The sequence below is a fragment of the Domibacillus tundrae genome (assembly GCF_000970675.1).
GTDB lineage: Bacteria > Bacillota > Bacilli > Bacillales > Domibacillaceae > Domibacillus > Domibacillus tundrae.
In genome coordinates, this window is the sequence record NZ_LAJA01000017.1 from 41,831 (window position 1) to 66,020 (window position 24,190).

24 protein-coding genes are annotated in these 24,190 nt (G+C 43.7%); 14 read left to right on the forward strand and 10 right to left on the reverse strand.

Annotated elements, in window-relative coordinates; translation table 11 throughout:
• Nucleotides 1-16 precede the first annotated feature (16 nt).
• Nucleotides 17-802, reverse strand: a complete 786-nt coding sequence (locus VQ00_RS14030; protein ID WP_046180746.1) for a class I SAM-dependent methyltransferase — start codon at nucleotides 800-802, stop codon at nucleotides 17-19.
• A gap of 24 nt (nucleotides 803-826) precedes the next feature.
• The gene (locus VQ00_RS14035) at nucleotides 827-1,867 is read right to left on the reverse strand and encodes a tripartite tricarboxylate transporter substrate binding protein (RefSeq protein WP_245618121.1); all 1,041 of its coding nucleotides are present in this window, start codon (nucleotides 1,865-1,867) and stop codon (nucleotides 827-829) included.
• 264 nt (nucleotides 1,868-2,131) lie between these two features.
• On the opposite strand from VQ00_RS14035, the gene VQ00_RS14040 reads away from it, so the two are divergent.
• From VQ00_RS14040 to VQ00_RS14050, 3 genes are read left to right on the forward strand one after another with little or no spacing between them, the layout of a single operon-like run.
• Nucleotides 2,132-2,578 (forward strand): tripartite tricarboxylate transporter TctB family protein, encoded by a 447-nt coding sequence (locus VQ00_RS14040; protein WP_046180747.1) that lies wholly within the window; start codon nucleotides 2,132-2,134, stop codon nucleotides 2,576-2,578.
• A gap of 20 nt (nucleotides 2,579-2,598) precedes the next feature.
• Complete coding sequence (locus VQ00_RS14045) at nucleotides 2,599-4,125, forward strand: tripartite tricarboxylate transporter permease (protein ID WP_046180748.1); 1,527 nt, start codon at nucleotides 2,599-2,601, stop codon at nucleotides 4,123-4,125.
• A 12-nt stretch (nucleotides 4,126-4,137) separates the two neighbouring features.
• Nucleotides 4,138-4,386 carry an HPr family phosphocarrier protein gene (locus VQ00_RS14050; protein WP_046180749.1) on the forward strand — a complete coding sequence of 83 codons (249 nt, stop codon included), beginning with the start codon at nucleotides 4,138-4,140 and terminating at the stop codon, nucleotides 4,384-4,386.
• A 232-nt stretch (nucleotides 4,387-4,618) separates the two neighbouring features.
• On the opposite strand, the gene VQ00_RS14055 is transcribed toward VQ00_RS14050, so the two are convergent.
• Complete coding sequence (locus VQ00_RS14055) at nucleotides 4,619-5,761, reverse strand: zinc-dependent alcohol dehydrogenase (RefSeq protein ID WP_046180750.1); 1,143 nt, start codon at nucleotides 5,759-5,761, stop codon at nucleotides 4,619-4,621.
• Between the two features lie 175 nt (nucleotides 5,762-5,936).
• Between VQ00_RS14055 and VQ00_RS14060 the strand changes: the two genes are divergently transcribed.
• Nucleotides 5,937-6,401 (forward strand): DinB family protein, encoded by a 465-nt coding sequence (locus VQ00_RS14060; protein WP_046180751.1) that lies wholly within the window; start codon nucleotides 5,937-5,939, stop codon nucleotides 6,399-6,401.
• Between the two features lie 239 nt (nucleotides 6,402-6,640).
• The gene (locus tag VQ00_RS14065; protein ID WP_082091583.1) at nucleotides 6,641-7,384 is read left to right on the forward strand and encodes a YqcI/YcgG family protein; all 744 of its coding nucleotides are present in this window, start codon (nucleotides 6,641-6,643) and stop codon (nucleotides 7,382-7,384) included.
• 45 nt (nucleotides 7,385-7,429) lie between these two features.
• Here VQ00_RS14065 and hxlB read toward each other — a convergent pair whose 3' ends face one another.
• The 3 genes from hxlB to VQ00_RS14080 form a co-directional block, all read right to left on the reverse strand.
• Nucleotides 7,430-7,975: a 6-phospho-3-hexuloisomerase gene (gene hxlB, locus VQ00_RS14070; RefSeq protein WP_046180752.1), complete on the reverse strand. Its 546-nt coding sequence runs from the start codon at nucleotides 7,973-7,975 to the stop codon at nucleotides 7,430-7,432.
• Nucleotides 7,975-8,616, reverse strand: a complete 642-nt coding sequence (hxlA, locus tag VQ00_RS14075) for a 3-hexulose-6-phosphate synthase (protein ID WP_046180753.1) — start codon at nucleotides 8,614-8,616, stop codon at nucleotides 7,975-7,977. The genes hxlB and hxlA overlap by 1 nt, the downstream gene beginning before the upstream one ends.
• A gap of 139 nt (nucleotides 8,617-8,755) precedes the next feature.
• On the reverse strand, nucleotides 8,756-9,130 hold the full coding sequence (locus VQ00_RS14080) for a winged helix-turn-helix transcriptional regulator (protein WP_046180754.1): 375 nt from the start codon (nucleotides 9,128-9,130) through the stop codon (nucleotides 8,756-8,758).
• Between the two features lie 242 nt (nucleotides 9,131-9,372).
• On the opposite strand from VQ00_RS14080, the gene zwf reads away from it, so the two are divergent.
• From zwf to VQ00_RS14095, 3 genes are all read left to right on the forward strand, one after another.
• Nucleotides 9,373-10,830 carry a glucose-6-phosphate dehydrogenase gene (gene zwf, locus VQ00_RS14085; protein ID WP_156154075.1) on the forward strand — a complete coding sequence of 486 codons (1,458 nt, stop codon included), beginning with the start codon at nucleotides 9,373-9,375 and terminating at the stop codon, nucleotides 10,828-10,830.
• Nucleotides 10,831-10,846: 16 nt separating this feature from the next.
• A complete protein-coding gene (gnd, locus tag VQ00_RS14090; protein WP_046180755.1) occupies nucleotides 10,847-11,746 on the forward strand; it encodes a phosphogluconate dehydrogenase (NAD(+)-dependent, decarboxylating) in 900 nt (299 codons plus the stop codon).
• A 163-nt stretch (nucleotides 11,747-11,909) separates the two neighbouring features.
• Nucleotides 11,910-12,884 carry a Gfo/Idh/MocA family protein gene (locus VQ00_RS14095; RefSeq protein ID WP_046180756.1) on the forward strand — a complete coding sequence of 325 codons (975 nt, stop codon included), beginning with the start codon at nucleotides 11,910-11,912 and terminating at the stop codon, nucleotides 12,882-12,884.
• Nucleotides 12,885-12,895: 11 nt separating this feature from the next.
• Here VQ00_RS14095 and VQ00_RS14100 read toward each other — a convergent pair whose 3' ends face one another.
• Both VQ00_RS14100 and VQ00_RS17785 read right to left on the reverse strand, forming a co-directional pair.
• Nucleotides 12,896-13,639, reverse strand: a complete 744-nt coding sequence (locus VQ00_RS14100) for a YqjF family protein (protein ID WP_046180757.1) — start codon at nucleotides 13,637-13,639, stop codon at nucleotides 12,896-12,898.
• A 33-nt stretch (nucleotides 13,640-13,672) separates the two neighbouring features.
• Nucleotides 13,673-14,152, reverse strand: a complete 480-nt coding sequence (locus VQ00_RS17785; protein WP_052728555.1) for a hypothetical protein — start codon at nucleotides 14,150-14,152, stop codon at nucleotides 13,673-13,675.
• Between the two features lie 122 nt (nucleotides 14,153-14,274).
• On the opposite strand from VQ00_RS17785, the gene VQ00_RS14110 reads away from it, so the two are divergent.
• On the forward strand, nucleotides 14,275-14,721 hold the full coding sequence (locus tag VQ00_RS14110; protein WP_046180758.1) for a DUF4385 domain-containing protein: 447 nt from the start codon (nucleotides 14,275-14,277) through the stop codon (nucleotides 14,719-14,721).
• Between the two features lie 732 nt (nucleotides 14,722-15,453).
• On the opposite strand, the gene alaP is transcribed toward VQ00_RS14110, so the two are convergent.
• Nucleotides 15,454-16,854 carry an alanine permease AlaP gene (gene alaP / locus VQ00_RS14115; RefSeq protein ID WP_046180759.1) on the reverse strand — a complete coding sequence of 467 codons (1,401 nt, stop codon included), beginning with the start codon at nucleotides 16,852-16,854 and terminating at the stop codon, nucleotides 15,454-15,456.
• A gap of 502 nt (nucleotides 16,855-17,356) precedes the next feature.
• Entirely contained in the window at nucleotides 17,357-18,307 is a 951-nt protein-coding gene (gene corA / locus VQ00_RS14120; protein WP_046180760.1) for a magnesium/cobalt transporter CorA, read from the reverse strand.
• 152 nt (nucleotides 18,308-18,459) lie between these two features.
• Between corA and VQ00_RS14125 the strand changes: the two genes are divergently transcribed.
• From VQ00_RS14125 to VQ00_RS14145, 5 genes are all read left to right on the forward strand, one after another.
• Nucleotides 18,460-18,639 carry an alpha/beta fold hydrolase gene (locus VQ00_RS14125; protein WP_245618125.1) on the forward strand — a complete coding sequence of 60 codons (180 nt, stop codon included), beginning with the start codon at nucleotides 18,460-18,462 and terminating at the stop codon, nucleotides 18,637-18,639.
• 104 nt (nucleotides 18,640-18,743) lie between these two features.
• Nucleotides 18,744-19,646 (forward strand): catalase, encoded by a 903-nt coding sequence (locus VQ00_RS14130; protein ID WP_046180762.1) that lies wholly within the window; start codon nucleotides 18,744-18,746, stop codon nucleotides 19,644-19,646.
• A 101-nt stretch (nucleotides 19,647-19,747) separates the two neighbouring features.
• On the forward strand, nucleotides 19,748-21,133 hold the full coding sequence (locus VQ00_RS14135) for an N-acetylmuramoyl-L-alanine amidase (RefSeq protein WP_245618122.1): 1,386 nt from the start codon (nucleotides 19,748-19,750) through the stop codon (nucleotides 21,131-21,133).
• A 52-nt stretch (nucleotides 21,134-21,185) separates the two neighbouring features.
• Entirely contained in the window at nucleotides 21,186-21,905 is a 720-nt protein-coding gene (locus tag VQ00_RS14140) for an MBL fold metallo-hydrolase (RefSeq protein WP_046180763.1), read from the forward strand.
• Between the two features lie 103 nt (nucleotides 21,906-22,008).
• A complete protein-coding gene (locus VQ00_RS14145; protein WP_046180764.1) occupies nucleotides 22,009-24,153 on the forward strand; it encodes a type IA DNA topoisomerase in 2,145 nt (714 codons plus the stop codon).
• Nucleotides 24,154-24,190: the final 37 nt, after the last annotated feature.

Below are 24,190 nucleotides of genomic sequence, written 5' to 3' on the forward strand. Positions count from 1 at the left end.
TCCGGGTTTCTTCTGATCATTCCGCTTTTGTGGCAAGCACCATCCACTCATCGATCGTAAATGAGAGAATGGCATCATTTTCTGTTGTAATAGAAAAATAGTTCATTACCGCTGTATTAGCAGAAAGAAGGTGAGCATCCACTTGCTTTATTTGTTTCTGTGAAGAAGTTGTCCGGCTCACCCATTCCGGATAGCCAAGTGTTTTTTTGCGGATTTCATCTTTTACAAGACCAAGTCCAGCCGCATCGAACCATTCTTTCCATTCTGTAATGGAATAGCTGCGCACATGACTATCATCCCGTAATTTTTCCAGCCGGTTCACGAATTTATCATATACCTCATCTTCAGGCGCAATATTATCAATGAGGAGAAATCGGCCTCTAGGTTTCAGAACACGTGCAGCTTCTGCCACGAATTTTTCCGGATTCGGAAAATGATGGGCGGCAATTCGGCACGTCACAGCGTCAAACGTGTTTGATAAAAAAGGAAGCGATTCCGCATCCGCCGCGACATAAAAGATATTGTCGGCTGATCCATCCAAATGCCGTTTAGCCGCTTCCAGCATCTCAACGGTTAGATCCGTTGCGAAAATATGGGCGGCATGCGGTGCCAGCGTTTTTGACACATGTCCGCCCCCGGTTGCGACATCAAGGACAACAGAATGAACGGGAAGCTGCAGCCATTCGGGAATAAGAGCGAGATCCGTTCCGGTTGAATGTGTGCTGCTCGTTACATATTTTTCTGCTGTTTTTCCGAACTGCTGCCTTACTTTTTGTTTTGTAGATTCTGACTGATCATTCAAATCGTACAACTCCTTCAAGCAACGTTATTTTTGCATATTTAACGATTCAAGAATTTCCTGCACAAGCACTTCCTGCTCTTCTAGGAAAGCTGTAAATTCCTCGGAATTTTTATAGCCGTCTTCCCAGCCATTTGTTTGCAGCACTTCCTGCCACTCCGTTGTTTGCACCATTTCGTCAAGTGTTTTATTCCAGTAGTCAACTGCATAATCCGGCATTTCTTTCGGACCAAACAAACCGCGCCAGATCGTAAACTCTGCATCGATTCCTTCTTCTTTATATGTTGGAATATCGGCATATGTGCCTTCAAGTCTTTCTGGAGAAGATACGCCAAGCACGCGGATTTTTCCTGCTTTTAAATATTCGCCTGTACCGGAAATATCCGTTGCGAGTACATCAGCATTGCCGCCAATTAATGCTGTCATCGCTTCTCCGCCGCCATCATAGGATATATATTTAATTTTTGCTGCATCAACGCCCGCTTTTACGGCCGGCAGCATCGCGACTAAGTGATCCTGTGAGCCGGGAGAGGAACCACCAGCCAGTGTCAGGCTGTCCGGTTTTGCTTTTAAATCATTAAACAACGACTGCAAATCGGTATATTTCGAATCAGCCGGTACAACGATAGCTCCATAATCTTTTGTCAGCTGAGCAATCGGTGTTAAGTCTTTATACGAATGAGGACTGTTGCCTTCTTTTTTCAAATTGTTAATCAGAAGTGGAACAGAAGGAAGGAACAATCGGTATGGATCTTGAGGATCCTGGCTGATAAAGTCCGCAAGACCGACTGCCTGCCCGCCGCCCGGCTTATTTTCAACCGTCATCGACTGCTCATTCAATCCTGTGTCGCTTAATACTTTTGTTAACGCGCGGGCTGTTGTATCCAGGCCACCACCAGCACCGGATGGAGCATTAATAACAATTGGTTTTTCTGGGTATACTGCTCCGGCTTCCTCATTATTTCCTTCGGAAGACGACCCGGATCCGCTGCAGGCTGCTAAGCTGAGTGCCAGTGCTCCGGCCGTAATCATACTTCCCCACTTTTTCATGTTGAATGTAGTAATCATATTTGTACCCCCTTAAATTTTGATAACGCTTTCATGTGTGCATCGTATCATTCCGGTTTTTTCCTGAATAGATTATACTCATTCATCTCATAAAGCTCATAAATAAACATTAACGTCATATTTTTCACGGGATGTCTAACATTTCATAAAAAATATGACGATTATTGAAGTTATGCTGTAAAACTTCTATCAAAATGAAATTTCTGCTATTTTTTAGAAAGCGGTTACATAGTTATTTTTTCGATTATTATGGGGGTGGATGAAGTGAGCAAAACGTTCGATCGCTACGCAAGTATTATCTTTTTATTAATAGGCGTGCTTTTCATTTTTGAAAGCCGGAAAATTTCGGCAAGTTCATACGGTAGCAATGTAGGACCGGATGTTTTCCCGATTGGGCTTGGTGTGCTGTTAATCTTGTTAAGTATCAAGCTGTTTATTGAAACAATGAAGAATAAAAGACAAGAAACCAAGGGAGACAAGCCTGACTATAAACGGTTTTTGATTATTTTTGCGGCAGCTGTTCTTTATGTATTGCTGCTGGAGTCACTTGGTTATGTGATTACAACCTTTTTCTTTTTAGTGATCGGTTTTCAGGTTTTGGAAAAGGGTGGATGGCTGAAAACAATTATCATTGCGTCATTGTTTTCATTTGGTGTTTATTACTTATTCGTTGAAGTTTTGCAGGGGTCATTGCCAGGATTTCCGATTTAATTTATGTAGGAGGTGGAAAGATGGAAACATTACAGTTTCTCGCAAACGGGTTTGGCATTGCAATGCAGTGGCAAAATTTATTATTTGCTTTTTTTGGTGTATTGATTGGCACTGCAGTGGGCGTGCTTCCCGGCATCGGTCCGATGAGTGGGGTGGCGCTGCTTATTCCGATTACAGCGACACTTACGTCAGGGCTTGATCCGCAGAGTGCGGCAGCGAGTTCGATTATCTTGCTTGCAGGTGTTTATTACGGTGCTATGTACGGAGGCTCAACGACATCGATTTTATTAAATACACCGGGTGAATCTTCTTCTGTTGTGACCGCACTGGATGGATATCAGATGGCCAGACAAGGAAGAGCCGGAGCAGCGTTATCTATTTCCGCAATCGGTTCGTTTGTCGCAGGGATCGTGTCACTCCTCGGTTTGACATTACTGGCAAAGCCGCTTTCTGAATTAGCTCTTTCATTTGGCCCGGCTGAGTATTTTTCGTTAATGTTGCTCGGTTTGTGTGCAGTCAGCGGCTTGGCGGGGAGCTCGATTACAAAGGCGCTAATCATGACGGTTGCCGGTCTGCTTTTGGCTACAATCGGTATGGATAACGTTTCGGGTGTTTCACGGTTTACATACAATAATGCTTATTTGTATTCTGGACTTGAATTTTTAACGGTAGCAGTTGGGCTATTTGCGCTTGGTGAAGTATTTCGGACCATTTTGGACCGGGACAAAGATGACGGAAATATTGCCAAGGTTGGACGCATTTTGCCGACAAAGCAGGATATGAAAGACAGCGCCGCACCCATCGTTCGCGGTTCCCTGCTCGGCTTTTTTATCGGCGTGCTTCCAGGGGCAGGTGCTACGCTTGCTTCTTTTTTCTCTTACATCGCAGAAAAGAAAATAAGCAAAAATCCGGAAAAATTTGGAAAAGGGGCTATCGCGGGGGTAGCCGCTCCGGAATCAGCCAATAATGGTGCATCAGGCGGTGCGATGATTCCGCTTTTAACAATGGGTATTCCGGGTTCAGGAACTACGGCTATCTTGATGGGAGCGCTCATTATGTACAATGTGCAGCCAGGTCCGCTTTTATTTGAAGATAATCCGGAAGTAGCGTGGGGACTGATTGCCAGTATGTTTATCGGGAATGTTATGCTTCTTGTGCTGAACATGCCGCTTGTGAAAGTATTTGCCAAAGTCATTGAAACACCGGCTAAATACTTGCTGCCGATTATTATTGCTATTTCAATATTCGGCGTATATGCCGTTCAGTTTAATACATTTGACTTAGCGCTGCTGCTCATCTGCGGACTGCTCGGCTACTATTTAACGAAAAATGATTACCCGGTCGCACCGCTCGTTCTCGCGCTTGTGCTTGGACCGATGATCGAAAATAATATGCGCCGCGCGCTTACGTCTTCAAACGGAGATTTTTCGATATTCGTCACAAGCCCTGTTTCCTTGCTTTTCCTTGTCATTGGCGCTCTTTGGATCAGCGTTCCGCTCATTATGAAAATGCGCGGCCGTTCGGTCATTATTAATGAAGAAGATTAAGGGGGAAAAGAAATGGAGCTCGGACCTACATTTGCGCGTTTTGTCGTTGAATTAAATAAAACGGCTCAGCCTTTTCAATCCAGTATTGTATTAAAAACAGACAGCCGCAGCATCGATGTGAAAAGTATTTTAGGATTAACGCATTCTGTTCTTACGTCAAAAGCGTTTCAGCTTGAAATTCATGGACCGGATGAAGAGCAGGCAAAGCAAGATATGGTTCAAGTATTTCGGGACTTTCATATTTCAGTGGAAGTAAATTAGCACAAAAGGGGCTGACTCAATTTTTGAGTCAGCCTCTTTTATTTAGTCATTCACCGAACTTGCTGAACAAAACAATGCTTCGGAAAAAATCCAGCTTTCTTCCATGATAAACGTGGGGTAATCCGAATGCAAAAAATGATGATGTAGAAGATGATCCGAAATTGCCGAGCTTCTTCAAATATATATTGAGAAGCAAAGATAAGTGTTTTCAATCAGTCCGTTTTTTACTTCATTATGGCTTCAAGACGACTTTAATGCATTCATCCGCATGATCGTTGAACGTTTGATACGCTTCTGCAGCCTGCTCAAGAGGCACTTTATGCGTTACGATTTCTGTTGGATCAAACTCGCCAGCAGTAATTTTCTTAAACAGCTCCGGCATGTAGTGAATAACCGGTGCCTGGCCCATTTTAACCGTAATGTTCCGTTCAAACAAGTTACCAAGAGGGAACATGTTATACATTGATCCGTAAACACCTGTCAATTGAATCGTACCGAATTTGCGCACTGATTTAATAGCGATTTGGATCGCGCTTAGTGTACCACCCTGCAATTTCAGCTTTTGTTCAATTGCTTCAACCGGTGACTTTTTACCGTCCATGCCGACACAGTCGATGACAACATCCGCGCCGCCGTTTGTGATTTCTTTTAAATGATCGCCCATATTTTTGTATTCCGAGAAGTTAAAGGTTTCAACATTATTCATCTGTTTCGCATGCGCGAGGCGATATGGAACGTGGTCAACCGCGATGACCCGTTTAGCGCCTTTCATCCAGGCGAATTTTTGGGTCATTAAGCCGATCGGTCCGCAGCCAAGCACGATAACAGTATCTCCTGCTTTCACACCGGAATTTTCAACGCTCCAGTAAGCCGTAGGAAGAACGTCCGACATAAACAGAAGGGCTTCATCTTCAAGCTCGCATGACTCAGGAATAACGAATGGCATAAAATTCCCAAATGGTACACGCAAAAACTCCGCCTGGCCGCCAGGGAAGTTCCCGTAGCGTTCCGTAAAGCCGAAGTAGCCGCCTGTATCGATATGAGGGTTCGCATTGGAATTGTCGCATTGGCTTTCCAGATCATTTTCACAGTAGAAGCAGTGGCCGCAAGAAACATTAAACGGCAGAACGACGCGGTCCCCTTTTTTTACTTTTGTCACGTCCGGTCCGACTTCTTCCACAATACCCATCGGCTCATGACCGATGACATAATCTTCTTCCGCCGGTGGGAGCGCTCCCTGATAAATGTGCAAATCAGAACCGCAAATGGCTGTGGAAGTGATTCGGACAATAATATCTTCCCGTTTTTGAATCGTTGGATCGGCTACATTTTTCACCTGCATGTTTTTAACACCTTGATACGTGACTGCTCGCATGAAAAAAACCTCCTGCTTTGGGATAGTCTTCTTTTACCCGAAACGAAAGATATTATTCTAAAAAAGAGTCAGCCTTTTCTCTCATTTTCAGTTATATTCCATTTTTGTCTGCTATATTTGAAAAAAGGAAGGTCGCGATTTTTGGATTAAATCCAATAGTAGAGGGGGAAAACGAATGAAACACCTTCATCATTACCATGTTTGGGCGAATGAACGAATGCTCGATCATATCCTTCAATTTCCGGACGTGTTTAGGAAGCCATCTGCCGGCCCTTTTTCAACGATTGCGCGAACATTTGGCCATATATACGATGTAGACCGACTTTGGTTTACCCGTATGAAAGAGACAAGTTTATCAGCAATAGGTAAGACGGAATTTTCCGATGTGCAGGAAGCAAAAGAAGCGTTTACTGCTTTGCATAAAAAAATGAGCCAGTTTTTAACACTTGAAACAGATAGAAATAGAATGATTCACTATGAAAATACAGAAGGAGCGTCGTTTCAAAATACATTGTCCGAGCTTGTAACACACGTTGTGAATCATGGGACATCTCATCGTGGAAATGTAGTGGTCATGCTTAGAGAAGCGGGGTACAGAAGCTGTCCGACCGACTACATTTATTTTTTGCGAGACTTATAAAAAACAGAGCCTGATCCAATCAGGCTCTGTTTTTAGCGGCGGTTTTTAAAATTTTTCAGTAATTTGTAAGCAGCGAATACGATAACGATACCAATGATAATAAATAATAGCCCTCTCATATGGACACATCCTTTCAGCAGACAGATACACTTTATGTATCCTTTTTCGTCATCATTCAAACATGAGAGCGTTTTAAAGTGGCTGGAAAGGGTAAAAAGAGGGAAATAAGTCTAATGACAATGACTGGAGGCGGAACCTTGCTGAAAACCCAAACGGCTTTATTGACGAAAGAGGATATGGAAACACGTGAAGATCTGCCTTTATGGCTGAAGAACGAATACGCAGCGTTTCACCGAACAGTGATGGATCCCACGTTTCCTTGTTATTTTGGCATGAATGGTGAACGAAAAGGCGAATTGAGATATGGGTATATCACCCAAAAGGATTGGTCAAGGTTACCTGAAATTGTTGGTTCATTTCTCGAACTGTTTAAAGAGCCTCCATTTGTTCGGCACGGTTTATTTTTATTTGTTGAGCCTTTTGAGCAAGAAGGGGATCTTGAACAGTACCGAGAACAATTTTGGTCCATTCTTCAATATTTACATGAACAGGATGATCAGGAGTGGCCTGCTGAAAGTCCAAAAGATCCGGATCATTATTTGTGGGATTTTCATTTCCACGGCGAGCCAGTCTTTGTTTTTGGAAACACTCCGGCTTATAAACAACGGAAAACAAGAGATTTAGGCAATGCCATGGTACTCGGTTTTCAGCCGCGAAAAATTTTCAAGGGACTAACTGGAACGGAGCCAGGCGGAATTATGTCACGTGAAAAAGTGCGAGAACGGGTTGAAAAATGGGACAGGCTTCCGAAACATCCGGATATTAGCCACTTCGGTGATCCGACGCATAATGAATGGAAGCAGTTTTTTATTGGAGATGACAGCGAACCGATTTTAGGGAAATGTCCATTTCAACATAAATAATGAAGAAGAGGACTGCCATAGCATTAGGCAGTCCTCTTTTTGTATCTATTCTAAATTTGCATGGCGTCCGTACATATTGCCGGAGTCCATTCCGCGTTTCTCCATGATTTGCAAAATAAGCGAATCATAAAATAACAGGAGGCTTTGTTCAAACAAAGAACCCATCGGCTGAATCGATTTATTGCTTGTGTCAGCTTTTGTTTGGGCTGGAATCTCAATAACGATGTCAGCAAGCCGGCCGATAGATGAATCCGGCACAATCGTAACAGCTGCTACCGATGCGCCGATCGACTTGGCTTTCTCCGCCATCGCGACCAGGCTTTTCGTTTCACCAGAACCAGAGCCGACAATAAATAAATCGCCTTCTTCTACATTCGGTGTTACGGTTTCGCCAACGACGTACGGATCTAAACCGACGTGCATCATGCGCATCGCAAATGATTTCGCCATGAACCCCGAGCGCCCTGCGCCGGCCACAAATATCTTTTTCGCTTCGAGAATGCGATTCACAAGCTGTGCAGCGTCCTCATCACGGATCAGGTCAGAGATCGCTCGAAGCTCTTGTAAAATGCGTTCCAGCTGCTTTGTCATTAAGCGTGAACCGCTTCTTTGATCAATTTTTGCATCTGGGCAGCAGCTGCTTTTTTGTCGTCTTTGCTTGTGATGCCGCCGCCAACGATGACAAGATCAGGCTGTTCTTTAATGACTTCAGGAAGTGTTTCAAGCTTAATGCCGCCAGCAATTGCTGTTTTTGCATTTTTCACAACGCTTTTAATTGTGTGTAAATCTTCAAAGGAGTTTTGGCCAACTGCCTGTAAATCGTAGCCAGTATGAACGCAAATGTAATCAACGCCAAGTGCGTCAAGCTCTTGCGCACGTGTTTTAATGTCTTTAACCGCGATCATATCAACAAGAATTTGTTTGCCTTGTTTTTTCGCTTCTTCTACAGCGCCTTTAATGGATGCATCTTCGGCCTGGCCAAGAATTGTGACGATGTCAGCGCCTGCAGCTGCTGCTTGTGATACTTCATAGCCTGCCGCGTCCATAATTTTAAGATCCGCAAGAACCTCTAAGTTCGGGAACGCTTCTTTCATTGCTTTTACTGCATGAAGGCCTTCGTTAATAACAACCGGTGTACCGATTTCCACAACATCGATGTGCTCCTGTACTTCTTTCACAAGCTCAATACCTTCTGGAATGTTTACTAAATCAAGTGCTAATTGTAATTTCATGATGTCTCTCCTTTTTGTTTTGTCTCCAGTTCATTGTAGAATATTGTCGCAAAAAAAAGAAGTACGCACTTTTAATTCATATAGTGCTAAAAAGTATACTGTGGAACAAAAAAGAACGTGTCCCAGTACGCTCTTCTGGTTATTTAGTATGTCCGATTTTGACAGAAGGTTCATCTACTTGTTCTTCAATAAAACCCTTATATTTCTTGCCCCAGTCATACATCGATTCCAAAATGGGCATCAACGTCCGTCCTTGATCGGTTAGGGAATATTCCACTTTTGGCGGCACAACCGCATAGACTTCCCGGTGAACAATAAAATCGGATTCCAGTTCACGAAGCTGATTGACAAGCATCCGCTGTGTAATGCCCGGCATAAGCGACTTTAGCTCATTAAATCGCTTCGTTCCTTCCTTGCCTAAATGCCAAAGAATCAGCATTTTCCATTTGCCGCCGATTACAGCAAGCGTTAATTCTTTTTCACAATTAAATTCCTTTGCGCAAACATGTCCCATATTACCGCCTCCAAAAATTTTAACAGTATATTTTTTGATACTATATGAATTATAAATGCGTACTTACTTTTGTTAACTATACGAAATATAATCATGAATGTACACAAGAAAGCCAATACTAACGAGGGTCCTATTATAAAGTCGTTAAAAAACAGCAGGAGGAAGATGTAATGAATAACATGACGATTTCCAATCATCATAATCGTGAGAACACTGCTTTTACTGATCCAGTAACATTGAAAGTGAGCCCGATGATATTTGTTTTGTTTGGGGCAACAGGTGATTTGGCAAAAAGAAAAATTTTCCCTGCATTATATAATTTATTTCTGGACGGAAAGATGCCTGATTCTTTTTCAATTGTTGGTCTCGGGAGAAGAGAATGGTCTGATCAGAAATTTCAAACACATGTAGAGGAATCGATTCGATCTTTTTCCAGACGTATTATGGAAGATAACCCAAAAACGAATCAATTTCTCCATGCATTTCATTACAGTGCTGTGGATGTAACAGACCAGCAGGCATATACAACGCTGCTGAATGATATCCAAAAACAGGAGAACGAGTTAAGCATCCCTGAAAACCGGCTGTTTTACTTATCGGTTGCACCTGATCTTGTAGATACCATTACAGCAAATATTAAGAGCAGCGGACTTGGTTCTATAAATGGATGGAAGCGGCTCATTATCGAAAAACCATTCGGACATGACCTGGCATCTGCGCGGACCTTAAACGCAAAACTCAGTGAATCATTTGAAGAAAATGAAATTTACAGAATTGATCATTATCTCGGGAAGCCAATGGTTCAAAATCTTGAAGCACTGGTATCTGCTAATCCAGCTCTTGAGGCTTTGTGGAATAGGGACCATATAACCAATGTACAGATTACGGCCAGCGAAACGGTTGGTGTTGAAGAAAGAGCCGGTTATTATGATCGAGCTGGTGCTATACGGGATATGGTTCAAAATCATTTGCTGCAGCTGCTCATGATGACAGCCATGCATTTGCCTGAAGATAGTGATGCGGAAAAGGTCAGAGCGGAAAAAAGAAAGGTAATGGAATATCTTCGTCCGCTGCAAAAAGAAGATGTTGAGGCAAATGTGATCCGAGGCCAATATGGACCTGGGGAAATTTTAAATGCGCCTGCAGGTGGTTACCTTGAAGAGCCGGGGGTAGACGCGTCTTCAAGAAACGATACATTTATCGCGGCCCGTTTATGGGTGGATAATGATTTTTGGGCGGGTGTCCCGTTTTATATCCGTACAGGAAAAAGAATGAAGGATAAATCGACACGAATCGTGATTGAATTTAAACATTCGGGAAAAGCGGATGCCGCCCCTAACTTGTTAACGATCGACATTAATCCATTCGAGGGCGTCTCATTTCAATTAAATATGAAAAATCCATTTAATAATCAAATTGAGCCTGTTGTCATCGATTTTTCAGCCAATTCAAAAGACGTGCCGGAAGCATATGAACTTTTATTGTCCGATGCTTTGCGCGGCAACCCGACATTTTTTGCGCATTGGAAAGAAGTTGAATTGTCATGGGAATGGGTTCAGCCCATTTTAGATGCGTTCGGAGAAGACAAGATTCCTCTACATGTTTACCCGGCGGGATCAATGGGACCGGATGCGTCTCAACAATTATTAAAAGAAGATGGGTTTAGCTGGTGGGATCACGTATATGAACAAAACAAGTAGACAGGAGACGAATGCCATGAAAGTCGGATTAGTTGGTTTAGGAAAAATGGGCTTGAATATAGGAAGAAATTTAATCGATCATCACTACGATGTGGCCGCATTCGATCTGAATGAACATGCGGTTGAAGAAATGAAAAAATATGGAGCTGAGGGAATATCCAGTTTAGCTGCACTTATCCAATCATTGCCGCAGCCAAGGGTTCTTTGGATCATGGTTCCACACTCGGTTGTTGACTCTGTCTTGAGTGATATTACACCTTTGCTGAATAAAGGGGACATCGTGATTGAAGCCGGGAATTCACATTATAAAGAATCCATACGACGTTCTGAACAGTTAAAAGAAGCGGGAGTCTATTTTATGGATGTTGGGACATCCGGCGGTATGGCCGGAGCCCGACACGGAGCTTGTTATATGATCGGGGGAGAGCCGGAAGCCTGGAAAACGGTAGAACCTCTTTTTCAGGATACGGCGGTGGAAAAAGGATACTACTATGCAGGGAAATCAGGCAGCGGCCATTTCTTGAAAATGATTCACAATGGAATCGAATATGGGATGATGGCAGCAATTGGTGAAGGATTTGACGTTTTGGAAAAAAGTGATTTTGATTTTGACTATGAACAAGTAGCCAGAGTCTGGAATAATGGCTCGGTCATTCGGTCATGGCTGATGGAGTTAACGGAGAACGCTTTTTCCAAGGATGCGAAGTTAGAGGAAATTAAAGGCGTGATGCATTCTTCCGGTGAAGGCAAGTGGACAGTTGAAGCCGCGATGGATCTACAAACAGCCACCCCTGTCATCGCGATGTCGTTGCTGATGCGGTATCGTTCGATGGAAACAGACACATTTACCGGAAAAGTGGTTGCTGCTCTACGAAATGAATTTGGCGGCCACAGTACAGAAAAAGCAGTCACATAAATATAAAGCCGTTCTTCAGATTCAGAACGGCTTTTTTGTTTTCATTCTGTTCATTTTACTGGCAAGTACGGTAGAATGATGAATGACAAAATATATTATCAGGTTTTATCTGCATCTGAGTTTGTAAATGAACCAACTTTTGTGAAAAGAGAGGACGAATCATATGAACATTGCAACAATTGGAACGAGTACCATTACTGAGCGATTTGTTGACGCGATTGGAAAAACAGATGTGTTGACGTTTGCCGGGGCCTATTCACGCACTGCCGACAAAGCGGAAAAACTGGGCGCCCCGCGAATCTTCACTGATTTTAACGAACTGGCTGATGATGCGTCGATCGACGTTGTCTACATCGCTTCGCCCAATTCGCTTCACTTTGAGCAGGCGCTTTTGCTGATGAAGCATAAAAAGCATATTATTTGCGAAAAACCAATGTTTTCAACGTCTTTAGAACTGGCGGAAGCTTTTAAAACAGCGGATGATAACGGCGTCTTTTTATTTGAAGCGTTCCGCAATCTTTATACGCCAAATCACGAGCGGTTAAAGAATGCGATCGCGAAAGTCGGTCCCCTCCGCCATTCATTTTTACAGTACATGAAATATTCATCACGCTACGACAACGTGCTGGCGGGAGAAGAACCAAATATTTTTTCTCCAAAGTTCTCAGGCGGTGCTTTGGTCGATTTAGGCGTATACCCGATCAGCCTGGCTGTTTCATTATTCGGAAAGCCGGAAAAAGTTACTGCCCATATGACTATGCTGCCAACGGGTGTGGATGGAAGCGGCTCGGTTATTCTTGATTATGGAACACATACATGTACAACAATGTTTTCAAAAATCACTGATTCCTATTTGCCAGGTGAAATTAGCGGCGAAAACGGGACGATCACTCTTGACCATGTTGCGCCAATTTCCAGCATCGAATTTACAGAACGCCGTTCGGGTCAAAAAGAACAATTGGCCGTACAGGAAGAAGAAAACGATATGATGTATGAGGCAGAAGCCGTTGCATCGGCCATCAAGTCAAATAACCGGGAAATGTACAAGCATTACCGGAATATCAGTGAAATTGTTATTCACATTACAGAAGAAGCCCGAAAGCAGAATAACATTGTTTTTGCGGCAGAAGCAGAATAAGAAAAACGTGTTTACCGCTCTTTTTTTAAGGGCCAGGTAAACACGTTTTTTTGATGGGAAAAATGAGCTAATGGTTTTTCGCTGAAAACGTGATGCGGCAAAAAGGAAGGTGCTGTTTGATCATAAATAACACATGCGGCTTCTGTCACACGCCAGCGGTTATGATGTATATCTCCGCGGAAAACATGGCTGCCTTTTTGGACCCAAAAGCAGTAGCGTTCCAGCAGCCACCAGTCCAAGGTCCCTTCTTTTGGCAGGAAAATCGATGAAGAAGGAGAGTAAGATGCTTGAAACCTTTCCGGTCTGTTTCCAGACTGAATGCGACTGGACTGAAAGTGAACCGTTTTATTGTGTACGTACATGTTCATTTGTGCATGGTAATACGGAAGAAAAGAGGCCGCTCCTGCTCCAATCACAACCGGCCATTTATCCGCACCAAGACTAAAAAAATAAATACCAGGGACGCCATTGTACGTGATATAGGTCCGTATATTTAATTCCAAATATGAATGGTAAAAAGGAAAGGGCGGCAGACCGTGCAGCCGGGTATTCCGAGCCCAAAAAGGAACAATACTGATCCAGGATCTTCCTTGAAACAAATCGAGTGAAAAAGCAGCCGGGATATGGGACGCCAAAAGATTTGCAGAAACTGGCCAATGAAGAAAAAGCATGTAATCCCAGCGCTGCTTCATTACCCATGGAGAAGCAGGAAGCGGAAAAGGGCGTTGGTTTGTTTCTTTAAATTCTAAAGGCAATCCATAAAGCTCCTTTCCGCAGCCATTAACGGTTTACTTATTTCCTTGGTCAAGGTCTAACTCTACTTCATTTTCTTCTTTTTTCGGTTCCGTTGCTTTTTCTAAAAGAGCCGTCAACTTTTTATTTGAATCTTCCACCCACGGTTTCATTTTTTCCGTGTCCGGACTGTCTTTTTTTGTTTCATCGATCAGCGGGTACAGGCTTTCTTCAATCGCAGCATAGTCCTCCGGATACTGTTCTTCAATTTCAGCTTCCGCTAAATCCCAATGCTCCTCCAGGCTTTTCCCGGTCGTTTGAATTTCTTCAATGCTTTCAGAAGCATCAATATGCGTATTCAACTCAACCAATGTATTTTGCACGTTCTGGATTTTACTTGGCATATCACGTGCTGTCTCCTCAATCGTATCCGTTTCCGTATCTAAAACAGGCTGTTCACTTTCGTCAGTTCCGCAGCCAGCAGCCAGCATTCCTGTCAATAAAAAAGAAGCCGCAGCATAATAGGGTTTTTTCATAATAACTCTCCTTTGTGTTCTTTTCTTACTAATATTGACGAATGAAACAGTTTTAAACATAATTTTCCCACTGTTTGGTCACTTAAGAGACGGGTAAAAATAGAGAAAAGGAGGGAGACGTTATGTCATTTGACTATTCGCTTGATTTTGACAACATTGACTTTCGGGAAGAATCGGAGAAATACCGTGTGGGACGCGGGGAGCAGGGAGTGCTGATGGTAGAACCGTATAAAAGTGAAATTCTGCCGCACTGGCGTTTTAAAACGCCGGCCATTGCAAAAGAATCGTCTGAGAAAATATACGATATGTTTCTGGAATATAGGGAAAAGGATGATTTTGTCGGCATGGATATGGCCCGGAAGTTTTTGCAGATGGGGTATACGCGCGCCCGCCGTTACACAAATTATAAAGGCGGGCGGAAGTACGATAAAGACGGGAATGTGAACGAGCGGAACATTGACGAGGAAAAAGCAAAATCCGCGGCCATTTTTGAAGTGAAATGGAAAATGGCACGCGAAGATGAGGATTATTTAAAGCTGAAAAAAGTGCATCAGAAAAAGTATGGCTGAAATTTTTTTGTTTCACAAGGAGATAAGATAGAGACTGTCGACAAAATCATCACTCTTTTTTTGAAAAAAGTGTCTATTGCCGTAAACGAACTAGCATAGTGACGGGAAGAATCTTTTTATGAAAAGAGCCGATAGGTGAAGCAAAATGGACTCCGCTTTCCGCGGGCCACCAGCGAGCCGCTTCGTCGCTTATGCACCTGCAGGGTCTCGCACAGCTGGCTGTTCCCGCAGGAGTCTGCGTCCATTTTGCTTCACTCCGTTTTTGGGAAGAACAGCGAGCTTTCGCGCCGTTTTTTGTCAGGAGTTTATTCACGAAAAACGATGGGGCATCGTACTGCCTCTTACACGTTCTGTTCTTCTAAAAGCAATGGTGGCGGGCGCGCGGCGTAGACTCCTGCGGGACTAGCGGGCCGGATGAGATCGGTGGAGGCGCAAAGCGGCGGAAACAGGCTCATCGCCTGCCCCGCGGAACGCGAAGCCGCGCGTGCCCGCCGCCCTATCGGCTCCCATACAAAATCATCAAAGAGACATCATTCATACACATACCGCGCACCACAGTGAACAAGAAAAAAAGAAGGATCCACAAGAATTTCTTATTTGTCTACACTCTGGATAAGATAAAGGATTTTGGCAATAAAATATCCTGTAAACAGGCGATTTCTGAAAAGAAATGACCGGCTTCAAAAAGAAAGCCGGCCATTGTTTTGTTATCCTTGTGCTTTGAATGAATGATTACTGGCTGTTTTTTCGATGGAACCCTTTTGCATAGTAAACAACTGTTAAAGAGATAAGCCAGAGCGGGCCGATAAACAGCGCTATTCTAGTATCTGGACTAAATCCCATCACAACAATTACTCCTGCAAGGAAAGCAAGCGACAGGTAAGATGTATATGGGAAAAACGGGATTTTATACTTTAACTTCTTTTGCTCGTGGGGCTGCAGGCTTTTACGGTAACGGATTTGAGAAAGCAAGATAATAGACCATGTCCAGATGGCCCCGAATGTTGCAATACTTGTTACCCAAGTAAAGACTTTGGCAGGCACCAGATAATTCAGAAGAACCCCGATCAATAAAACAGAAGCAGAAGCTAAAACCGCTTTGCCCGGGACCCCATTTCCTGTCAGTGTTTTGTAAGAAGCGGGCGCTTCTTCATGCTCTGCGAGATTAAAAAGCATCCGTCCTGTACTGAAAATACCACTGTTGCAGGAAGAAAGAGCGGCTGTCAGTACGACAAAATTGATGATTCCGGCAGCAGCAGGAATACCGATTTTTTCAAATGTCAGCACAAAAGGACTTCCCTGTGTGCCAATTTCAGTCCATGGATAAATGGACATGATGACAAATAAAGCACCCACATAAAAGATCAAAATCCGCCAAAAAACAGAGTCAATCGCTCTCGATAAAGATTTCTCCGGGTTTTTCACCTCACCGGCTGTAACCCCAATCATTTCAATGCCTAGATAAGCAAACATAACCATTTGCAGCGACAAAAGAATTCCTTCGATGCCGTTCGGGAAAAAGCCGCCGTGGTCCCATAAATTGCTAATTCCGGTTGCGACACCGCCATTTCCAATGCCAAATACAATCATTAAGATACCGATCAAGATCATAGAAATAATGGCGACGATTTTAATAAGTGCAAACCAAAATTCTAGTTCTCCGTACGCTTTTACAGCTAGAAAATTAACTGTTGTCATAATAATGAGTGCACTTAACGCCCAAATCCAAGCGGGAACATCAGGGAACCAGAGGCCCATATAAACGCCGACCGCTGTAATTTCTGCCATACATGTAACAACCCACAAAAACCAATAATTCCAGCCTGTTATGTAACCAGCAAGAGGACCGAGGTAATCACGGGCATATTTGCTGAATGAACCAGCGACCGGGTTTTGAATAGCCATTTCGCCAAGTGCTCTCATAATAAAGAACATAATCATACCGCTGAATGCGTACGCGAATAAAATGCCGGGACCAGCCAGCTGAATAGCGGTAGCAGAGCCTAAAAACAGACCGACTCCGATAGCTGCCCCGAGTGACATCAGCGTAATATGCCTTTCTTCTAATCCACGGTGCAATTCTGTTTGCCCGTTTTGTTTAGGTGTTAGTTTCTTTGAATCTAGTTGTGTCATGGTGTTCTTCCTTTCCTTAAAATAGGATTAAAAATGGAAATAAGTATGCTGTGCTGCTTCAAGAAATTAACACACTTCCTCATTTTATCTTTGAGGCGTTTTGATTGGCAAGGAAAAAAAGAAATAACCTTCACTGTATTCCTTGCAGAGAACGCCTCTTAAATGAACATCAAAACGCCTAATGCCAGAAGACACTTGAATTGTTAGCGCTTTCAGATTCGTGCTCGTGCTAATTCTAACACTAATTTGTAAAAAAAATGTTTGTAGGAAAAACAAAACTTTTTTTGTGTTATTTGGGTATAAAAACAAAAAGTGAAAGAAATTTTTAAGCGGCAGGATCTGTTTTTTTACCTGATTGATGGAGGATGTAACCGGCATTTTTCGAAAAAAAAGTTTTGGAAAATGGAAAAAGCACCGGTTTAAAACCCGATGCTTTTTAAAGAAGATTAATAGCGTCTATATGAAATTGGCGTGAAGATACCGCTGTAAAAAAACCGGCTTATCAATGATCCTGTCGAAACCAGCCCTTGCGCCAGAAAAAAACAAACATCGACAATGATATGCCCGCCATAACGCCAAGGATAATAAAGTAGCCATAACGCCAGTGCAGCTCGGGCATATTATCGAAGTTCATTCCGTAAACCCCGGCGATGAACGTGAGCGGCATAAAAATCGTCGTGATCACGGTTAATGTCATCATGATGCTGTTCATCCTGTTCGAGTTAACAGACAAGTAGCTGTCCCGCATGTCTTTCGTCAATTCCCGGTTTGACTCAACAATTTCTGTCAGCATAAGCAAATGATCATAGATATCTTTAAAATACACTTTGTTTTTTTTCGTTAGTTGAATACGCTCTGAGTTAAGAACACGATACAAAAGCTCTCGCATTGGAAAAATAATTCGGCGCAGCTTCAGCAATTCTTTTCGAATATCAAATAAGTCATCTGTTTTGAGCTGATCCGCATCTTCCGCTTCAAGCTGAATTAAGCTGTCTTCGATTTGATACACACTCGGGAAAAAATAATCGACGACTTTATCGAGAAGGTGATATAAAATCTGAACCGGATTTAAGCTTTTTATTTTTTTCGCATCAAGCAGCCGTTCCCAGACCGTATCGACTTCAACGGATTTTTTGTGGTGAAATGTCACGATGAAATTGGCGCACCAAAAAATATCTATCTCTTCTGGATCGAGTGTTTTCAGGTTAACGGACTGAATGATCATGAAGCTGTGATTGTCGTAATAATCAAGCTTTGGACGTTGAATAAATTGCAGGCAGTCTTCGATCGCAAGCGGATGAAATGCAAAAAAGTCTTGCAGGATCATCGTTTCTTCATTGGTAGGCTGATCAAGATCTACCCAATACCAGAGAATGTTTTCACCGCGCAAGTCCTCAAGCGGCACATCATATAAAACGGTTTGATCGGTTGTAATTGCTGCAGTTCGAATCATGCAAAATCACCTTCTTTTTTGTTTAAAGCCATTAACAGTATACAGGAAAACGAAATGTTTGTGATGCACCTCAGGCGGGCGGACATTCAACGATTAAGTCAGCTGTTGCGCTTCGGGACGAAGACTTACGCGGTGATTTAGATAAAGTGCTTGTGCCAACTGTCATCTTTCATAGGAAAAAAGATCAGGTCTGTCCATACGAATTCGCTGGTGAGATGAATAAAGGCATTGCAAATTCGCGGATCGTTCCGTTTGAAAACAGTGGACATGGTTCATTTTATGACGAATGGGAAAAATTCGATCAAGAGCTGCTAGTGTTTTTAAAAAGTTAATATCAATTAAAGAGTTTGCAGAAAAATGGAAAGCCTTTGTTGGTCAAATTTGGATCAATGAAGGTTTTTTTGGGTATGGATGAATACGAGAAGGAGGCAATCATATGGAAAAGAATTATTCGGATTTAGCCGAAACAGCGATTGAGTCCATTGAGAAAATAGCAGGGACACACCCGGGCTATCGACGTGCGCACGCGAAAGGAAGCTATTATGAAGCTGTTTTTATACCAAATGGACAAGCAATTCCGTACACAACAGCGGCTCACTTGCAGCAAGAGTCGGTGAAAGCGATTGTCCGTTTTTCAGACAGCTCGCCAAACCCAAAAATGATTGACGGGCTGTCACCAGTGAAAGGAATGTCTGTTCAGTTCCATTTGCCAAACGAAGAGGTGACGTATTTAGTCGGTGTAACCGTGCCTGTTTTTTTAACAAAAACACCGGAAGCATTTGTCGAAATCATCCGGCTGGCGGCCCAAAAACCGGGTCCACGGGATTTAGTGAAAATGTTCATAAAGTATCCTGAAAGCAGAGCGGCATTTCGCATTCTTCGGCATACGAAACCTTTTCTCAGCTACTCAACAAGCCGCTATTACCCGATTCACGCCTTTTACTTTGTGAATGGACAAGGGGAACGGCAGGCGGTCAAATATGAATGGGTACCGGATGAAACGTTTAGCTTGGGAGCTAAAAAAGAAGCAGCGATCCATGCAATGGACTACTTAGAAATGGAGCTGAATGAGCAGCTGCCGGTTGGTTTTACACTGTACATTACACTGGGAGAAGAAGGTGATGCCGTCGAGGATTCGACAGCATCATGGCCGAAAGAACGAACAACCTTCGCCATCGGCCGTCTTGAGATAAGCGGAAGAATACAGCATCCGAATGATCAGGTTATGTTTGATCCGACCGTTGTTCCAGCTGGAATTGAATGTCCGGATGACCCTGTTTTACATGCCCGCCGCGATTTATATGCCGCTTCATTTAAACGTCGAATAAAAGGACTGTAACACAAATGAAATACAATTGACTCGAAAAACACGTTAAAATGAAACCAACGATACCGATGTAATAGGTAAAAGCGGCATATTTTTCGAATGGAGGCAACAAAGTGAAAAAGTGGATGACTTTCGTCTTAGCATTTTGCATGGTTCTTTCCTTTTTAGGAATTCAGGGGCCAGTTCAGGCAGCAGGCTTTAACGATGTTCCGTCGCGTGCAGCAAAGGAAGTAAATTATTTAAACGAAGGAAAAATTATTTATGGTGTCACGTCCACGTCACTTGTCCCGGAAGCGACTCTTACAAGAGGGCAGGTGGCGACCTTTATTGGGCGTACATTGCAATTGAATGGTGATCAACGTGATACGAGATTTTCAGATTTAGGAAAAGGAAATGCTGCCTCTGGCTTCGTAGAGTCTGTCGTAAGCAAAGGCATTATGTCCGGTACGTCCGACAATAAATTTCTTCCTTCTAAAGCTGTTACGCGCGGCGAAATGGCAGTTATTCTGTCAAAAGCATTCGGTTATTCCGGTAATCCTGAGCAGGCGCTCTTGAACCTTGGAATTGCAAGCGGAATGGGGGATGGTACCTTTGGTTCGGACGAAACGATTACTCGTGCTGATTTTGCAGTGTTTCTTGCTCGCGCAGTGAATCCATCTTACCGTTTGAAATCAACGGCGTCTTTTAATTCGAAACTTGTCTCCACGACAAGTAACTTGAATATTCGCTCCGGTCCTTCAACAGATTATGCCACTGTTGGAAAGATTGGGGCGAATACAGCAGTAGCCGGCGCACATTCAATTGGCGGCTGGACGTATGTAAAAGCCGGTTCGGTAACAGGCTTTATCAGCACCTATTATTTACGTACATCTACAGGTACCGTTACAATGCCTCCAGTAACGGAAAGCAGTGATTCAAGACTTGCCGGGCAGACGATTATTTTAGATCCGGGTCATGGCGGCAAAGACTCCGGTGCAGTGGGCAACGGCCTGAAAGAAAAAGATATTGTTTTAAAAACGGGTCTTCAAGTGAACAACTTATTAAAACAAACACCGTTTAACGTTAAAATGACACGTTCTACCGATGTTTTTATTGAATTGAAAGACCGTTCAAAATTTGCGAAAAATCAGGGCGGCGATATTTTCGTCAGCATTCACGCCAATTCGGCCTCGGCCTCGGCGACTGGTACCGAAACGTACTATTATTCGGCGGCTAATCCACACGTGGCTGACAGCAAGCTGCTTGGTGAAAAGATTCAAGCGCGTATGCTGGCCGCTTGGAACCTTCGCGACCGGGACACAAAATCCGGAAACTTATCTGTTCTTCGTGAAAACACGATGCCCGCAGCGCTTCTGGAATTGGGTTTCATCTCAAATTCGGGAGACGCCGCCAAAATGGCGTCTGATGCACAAATGAATAAAATGTCGACCGCAATTTACAATGGCATCCTTGATTACTACAAAGCAAAAGGGTACAGTGTGAACCCGTACTACAAATAAAAAAGGGCCTCCATCACGTATGGGGGCTATTTTTCATCGGAAGGAGATTTTAATGGTTCGTATTCAAAAAGCAGGCCGCTTGTATCAATTATCATTCATGCCGTCCTTTTTTCCGGTTAATTGCTACATTGTTGAAGAAGAAACATCCTTAACATTGGTCGACGCAGCGCTGCCGTACAGTGTTAAAGCGATTATGAATATGGTAAGACAACTGGACAAGCCGATTGAGCATATTGTGTTAACGCATGCGCATGAGGATCATATTGGAGCCGTTGATGCGCTGAAGCAGTTTTTGCCGGACGTGCCCGTTTATTTGTCTGCACGCGATACAAGGCTGCTTGAAGGCGATTTATCAATTGATGCAGATGAACCACAAAAGCCGATCAAAGGCGGCGTACCGAAAAGAATGAAAACGCGTCCGGATGTACTATTGAAAGAAGGAGACCGCGTTGGCTCTCTTGAGGCGGTTTTCACACCAGGACATACACCGGGATCGATGTCTTTTTTTGACGCGCAGAATGGGTCTCTTATAGCTGGCGATGCATTTCAAACAAAAGGCGGTGTGGCTGTGAGTGGGACCGTTAAGCCGTTGTTTCCTTTTCCGGCACTTGCCACATGGGATAAACAGTCAGCGATTGAAAGTGCGAAACGGATTCAATCACTTCAGCCGAGACTGCTTGTTGTCGGACATGGAAACATGATTCGTGAACCTGAAAGCTTGATTCTGCAGGCGATTGGAGAAGCAGAAAGAAAGATTAATAAAAAGCAGTAGGCGAAGTCCGTTGAGGCTTTGCTTTTTTCGTGTTTGCTAAATAAGCGAAGCCCCTTTATAATATATGTATCGAACGTTTGTTTTATTGATCGGAGGGGAAAATATGCAGGCGATTATTGCAGAAAAAGCATCACAGGCACAAGCGCTTGCCGCCCCTTTTCGGCACGTGAAAAAGGGTACGCATATTGAAATTGCGCCTTGCGATACATTTCGGGATGGAGCGCTGCTCGCGTGGTGCAGCGGTCATTTGTTTGAAATTGTGCCGCCGCATGAAATGGACCCGAAATTAAAGCGGTGGCATCTTGAAACGCTTCCAATGATTCCGGAAACGTTTAAATATAAAGTAATCCCATCGAAAATAAGCCGTTTTAAGGCGGTAAAAGATATTATTAAAAACCCGGCTGTAACGGAAATTATTGCTGCAGGCGATCCGGCTCGCGAGGGAGAATTGATTGTACAGCTCGTCGTCCGTATGTCCGGCATTAATAAGCCGATGCGGCGTCTTTGGGTAAGCAGCCTGACACCGAGAGCGGTTGAACAGGCTTTTTTAAATTTGCGTCCAATTGAGGAAACGATGCCGCTTTATCATGAGGCAATGGCGCGCAGCTACGCAGACTGGCTGATCGGCATGAACGCGAGCCGTGCATACACGCTGCTTATTCAATCCAAGACAAAAGGAGCGGGGCGCGACGTATACGCAGTTGGGCGTGTCCAGACGCCTACGCTGGCTCTTATCGTCAAGCGGGAACGGGAAATTCTTGATTTTGTGTCCAAGCCATTTTATGAAGTGACAGCAACTTTTAACATAGACGGAGCTGTCTACGAAGGCAAATATACGAAAGATAAAGAAACCCGGTTTAATCAAAAAGAAGACGCTGAAGCGATTCGCGAGGAATGTGTTGGGAAAGAAGCGGATGTTGTCAAAGTGAAAACCGAAAATAAACATATTCCGCCGCCCACTCTCCACAGCTTATCCACATTACAGGCGCTGGCAAATAAACGATTTAATTTTTCTCCTAAGAAAACGCTGGAAGTTACGCAGTCTTTATATGACCGGTCTTATGTAACATATCCTCGCACGGACAGCAATCATGTAAACCCGGAAGAAGCCGAAGCATTTCCGGGTATTTTAAAAAAGCTTGCTGCCCTTTCGCCATATGAAAAGTTCGCTTCTGAAACGACGCGCTCAATCATGGCGGACAAGCGCTATGTGGATGCGAAAAAAGTGAGTGACCATTATGCAATCATTCCGACGGAAAAAGTGCCGTCCCTTCATTCGTTAAGCAGCGACGAACAGAAAATCTATGACATGATCGCTCGTTCGCTGATCGCCGCCCACTATGGACCGGCTGTTTTTGCGCACTCGAGCATTCAAACGGACATTGGCCCGCACATGTTTATGACAAACGGCAAACGGCTGCTGCAGCCGGGCTGGCGCCCGGTTTTGTTTGAAGCCGAAAAAGACGACGTGCTGCTGCCGGACGTGAAAGAAGGACAGCATGGCATTGCGGAAGATGTAAAGGTTACAGAAGGGAAGACCGTTCCACCGAAACGATATACAGAAGGTGAACTGATTACCGCGATGAAAAATGTCGGGTACGCGATGGAAGATAAAGAGATCGGCAGCGTGTTGAAATCCGTATCTGGCCTAGGGGAGGAAAGCACACGCTCAAACATTATTGAGCGGTTGAAGCAGCTGGACTATATGAATATTGAGCAGCATCGGGTTGCTCCAACGGCCAAAGCGTTTATTTTAATTGACGCGGTTGAACATACGCTGCTTGCTTCGCCTGAGCTGACGGGAAGATGGGAGCAGCGCTTAAAAGAAATCGGTAAAGGAGAAGCGCAGGCGAATGTGTTTATTGAACAGTCAAAGCGGCTTGCTGAGAAAATCGTTCGGGACGCTGTGCAGCATTCTGCCGGATGGACATTTGATGCACCGTCCAAATCTACACCGCCATCCAATCAGCCGCTTGGTCCATGTCCGAAATGCGGCAGTTCGGTCGTAGAGAAAATTAAATTTTATGGCTGCTCTGCTTACCAATCATCAAAGTGTGATTTTACGCTTGGCAAAAAAATGCTTGGAAAATCAATCAGTGCAGCAAACGTGAAAAAATTGCTCGACAAAGGAAAAACAAATTTGATTAAGGGGTTCAGAGGAAAGCGTCCTTTTGACGCCTATCTTATTTGGAAGGATAAAAACGACGGTACTGTTCAATTTGAATTTAAATCGTCAAAAACAAAATAAGAAACGGTGAATAGCGGTCCTACCTAAAAGGCAGAGA

Bases quoted from the DNA above. Each gene is read 5' to 3' on its own strand.
- VQ00_RS14035 (WP_245618121.1), bottom strand. From the start codon at position 1,867: ATGATTACTACATTCAACATGAAAAAGTGGGGAAGTATGATTACGGCC.
- gnd (WP_046180755.1), top strand. From the start codon at position 10,847: ATGAAAGTCGGATTAGTTGGTTTAGGAAAAATGGGCTTGAATATAGGA.
- VQ00_RS14130 (WP_046180762.1), top strand. From the start codon at position 18,744: ATGGAAAAGAATTATTCGGATTTAGCCGAAACAGCGATTGAGTCCATT.
- VQ00_RS14065 (WP_082091583.1), top strand. From the start codon at position 6,641: ATGACTGGAGGCGGAACCTTGCTGAAAACCCAAACGGCTTTATTGACG.
- corA (WP_046180760.1), bottom strand. From the start codon at position 18,307: ATGATTCGAACTGCAGCAATTACAACCGATCAAACCGTTTTATATGAT.
- VQ00_RS14110 (WP_046180758.1), top strand. From the start codon at position 14,275: ATGTCATTTGACTATTCGCTTGATTTTGACAACATTGACTTTCGGGAA.
- VQ00_RS17785 (WP_052728555.1), bottom strand. From the start codon at position 14,152: ATGAAAAAACCCTATTATGCTGCGGCTTCTTTTTTATTGACAGGAATG.
- hxlA (WP_046180753.1), bottom strand. From the start codon at position 8,616: ATGAAATTACAATTAGCACTTGATTTAGTAAACATTCCAGAAGGTATT.
- VQ00_RS14060 (WP_046180751.1), top strand. From the start codon at position 5,937: ATGAAACACCTTCATCATTACCATGTTTGGGCGAATGAACGAATGCTC.
- VQ00_RS14045 (WP_046180748.1), top strand. From the start codon at position 2,599: ATGGAAACATTACAGTTTCTCGCAAACGGGTTTGGCATTGCAATGCAG.
- VQ00_RS14055 (WP_046180750.1), bottom strand. From the start codon at position 5,761: ATGCGAGCAGTCACGTATCAAGGTGTTAAAAACATGCAGGTGAAAAAT.
- VQ00_RS14145 (WP_046180764.1), top strand. From the start codon at position 22,009: ATGCAGGCGATTATTGCAGAAAAAGCATCACAGGCACAAGCGCTTGCC.
- VQ00_RS14050 (WP_046180749.1), top strand. From the start codon at position 4,138: ATGGAGCTCGGACCTACATTTGCGCGTTTTGTCGTTGAATTAAATAAA.
- hxlB (WP_046180752.1), bottom strand. From the start codon at position 7,975: ATGACAAAGCAGCTGGAACGCATTTTACAAGAGCTTCGAGCGATCTCT.
- VQ00_RS14080 (WP_046180754.1), bottom strand. From the start codon at position 9,130: ATGGGACATGTTTGCGCAAAGGAATTTAATTGTGAAAAAGAATTAACG.
- VQ00_RS14095 (WP_046180756.1), top strand. From the start codon at position 11,910: ATGAACATTGCAACAATTGGAACGAGTACCATTACTGAGCGATTTGTT.
- VQ00_RS14140 (WP_046180763.1), top strand. From the start codon at position 21,186: ATGGTTCGTATTCAAAAAGCAGGCCGCTTGTATCAATTATCATTCATG.
- alaP (WP_046180759.1), bottom strand. From the start codon at position 16,854: ATGACACAACTAGATTCAAAGAAACTAACACCTAAACAAAACGGGCAA.